Source organism: Armatimonas sp. (assembly GCF_043760365.1).
In the GTDB taxonomy this organism is placed as follows: Bacteria; Armatimonadota; Armatimonadia; order Armatimonadales; family Armatimonadaceae; genus Armatimonas.
This window is the reverse complement of record NZ_JAYUPA010000132.1, coordinates 1-2,235: the sequence shown is the minus strand read 5'-3', so window position 1 is coordinate 2,235 and position 2,235 is coordinate 1. Positions and strand designations below refer to the sequence as shown.

The window sequence follows — 2,235 nt, the reverse complement described above, 5'->3', positions numbered from 1 at the left end:
TTCGTCACCGACACCGAGCGCATGGAAGGCATCTTCGAGAACGCGTTTATTCTCTTCTATGAGAAGAAAGTCATCTCGGCTGCCGATTTGGTGCCTATTCTTGAGCAAGTGATGCAGACCCGCCGCCCGCTGCTCATCATCGCCGAAGACCTCGATGGCGATGCGCTGGCAACCATGGTGGTCAACAAGATTCGTGGCATCCTGAATGTCGCCGCCGTGAAGGCTCCCGGTTTCGGGGACCGTCGCAAGGCCATGATGGAGGATCTCGCGATCCTCACCGGTGGTAAGTTCATCACCGAGGATCTGGGCATCAAGCTGGAGAGCGCAACGCTCGACATGCTGGGTCAGGCCAAGAAAGTGGTCATCACCAAGGACAACACCACGATTGTCGAAGGCAGTGGCGACTCCGATGCGGTCAAGGGCCGTATCAACCAGATCCGCAAGCAGATCGAGAACACCGACTCCAGCTACGACAAAGAGAAGCTCCAGGAGCGTCTCGCAAAGCTGGCCGGTGGGGTAGCTGTTATCCAGGTGGGCGCCTCGACCGAGACCGAGCTCAAAGAGAAGAAGCACCGCTACGAGGACGCTCTCTCCGCCACCCGCGCTGCGGTGGAAGAGGGTATCGTCGCCGGGGGTGGTGTCGCCTTCATCAATATCCTCTCCGACCTCGACAATGTCGCGGTGGACGATAAAGATGAGCAGGTCGGTGTGGACATTGTCCGCAAGGCCCTGGAGTCTCCTCTGCGTACCATCGCGGCCAACGCCGGGCTGGAAGGCTCCGTGGTGGTCAATAAGGTCAAGGGTCTTGCCAAGGGCCATGGCTTCAACGCCCTGACCGAGGAGTACGGCGACATGATCGGCTTTGGTGTGATTGATCCCGTGAAGGTCAGCCGCTACGCCCTGGCCAATGCGGCATCCATCGCCAGCATGATCCTCACCACCGAGTCGCTCGTGGCGGAGAAGCCCGAGCCTGCACCTGCAGGCGGCGGCGATCACCACCACGATCACTAGGGAAGCCCCCTAGCCCCCGTCCAACGGGGGAACCGATAGGAAACGCCCCGTGTCCAAGCCAATGGACACGGGGCGTTTTATGTTTTAGCCGAGCGGGTTAGTGGTGTGCGTGGTGGGCACCGCGCGAGGCGGCGAGCTTTTCGGTGTCTCGGCGGCGCTGGCGCATGGTCTGGATCGGGCGCTGGTCTGCACAGATAGTCTGGACGCGGTAGCCTGCGCCCTCTAAGGCTTTCACGACCTGCGGGACATACTCAAACTCCAGCAGATCCGCCCAGCGCTCGTCGGAGGTTCCGTCACCGGAGCCCTCGCACGTATCGAAGCCGATGATGCGCTTGACGGCGGGATAGACAAAGACCTTGGGGCCGTAGGTGACGCACCACTCCACAACCACACGGTTCATCCCGACGGGTGCGGGGAGCGATTTCCACTCCCGCATCCGCCAGAGGGTCTTCTCGGAATCAAAGACCGGCTTGTTTGACAGTGCCTTATGCATTATAGGAGCAGCTCCAAGGGATTTTCGATGGCCTTCTTCAGCGCCCCAAGAAAGCCTGCCGCATCGGCTCCGTCTACCACGCGGTGGTCTGCGGAGAGCGTGACTTTCATGCGCTTGCGCGGCACGACTTGCCCGTTCACCACGGCGGCGACCGTGCGGGTAGACGAAACGGCTAGGATCGCGCCCTCGCCTGGATTCACAATCGCGGCGAAGTTCTCGACCTCAGCGACCGCTCCCAGATTCGAGATCGTGAAGGTTCCGCCCGTGTAGTCGGCGGGCTGGAGCTTTCCGGCGCGCGCCTTCTCGATCAGCGGCTTACTCGCTGCCGCAATCTGGCGCAGGCTCAGGCTCTGGACATTGCGCACCACCGGGACAATCAGGCCATCGTCGAGGGCGACTCCGAAGCCGATATGATGGTTCTTGCTCACCAGACGCTTGTTGTCGTCGAACTTGGAGTTCACGTTGGGTGCGGTGCGCATCGCCACCGAGACAGCCTTGAGCAGGCAGTCGTTGACGGAGACTTTGACCGCGCCGCCGGTTGCGTTCACTTGCTCGCGCAGGGAGAGCAACGCCTCCATGTCCGCCTCAATCGTGACATAGAAGTGCGGGATCTGCTGCTTGCTCTCGGTGAGCCGCCGCGCGATGGTCTTGCGCATCCCGTTGTAGGGCTGCACCTCCACCTCGTCAGCGATCTTGCCCCCTTCGCTTGCCGGAGGGGGTTGGGGGGAGGC

At 61.5% G+C, this 2,235-nt stretch carries 3 protein-coding genes; 1 reads left to right on the top strand and 2 read right to left on the bottom strand.

What is annotated here, in order from left to right; genetic code table 11:
- Positions 1-1,011, top strand: a 1,011-nt coding sequence (gene groEL, locus ACH2EH_RS03450) for a chaperonin GroEL (RefSeq protein ID WP_395138996.1), incomplete at its 5' end; no start/stop codon positions are given.
- 97 nt (positions 1,012-1,108) lie between these two features.
- Here groEL and ACH2EH_RS03445 read toward each other — a convergent pair.
- Both ACH2EH_RS03445 and ACH2EH_RS03440 read right to left on the bottom strand, forming a co-directional pair.
- A complete protein-coding gene (locus ACH2EH_RS03445; RefSeq protein WP_395138994.1) occupies positions 1,109-1,504 on the bottom strand; it encodes a hypothetical protein in 396 nt (131 codons plus the stop codon).
- Positions 1,504-2,235, bottom strand: a 732-nt coding sequence (locus ACH2EH_RS03440; protein ID WP_395138992.1) for a dihydrolipoamide acetyltransferase family protein, incomplete at its 5' end; no start/stop codon positions are given. The genes ACH2EH_RS03440 and ACH2EH_RS03445, both read right to left, overlap by 1 nt.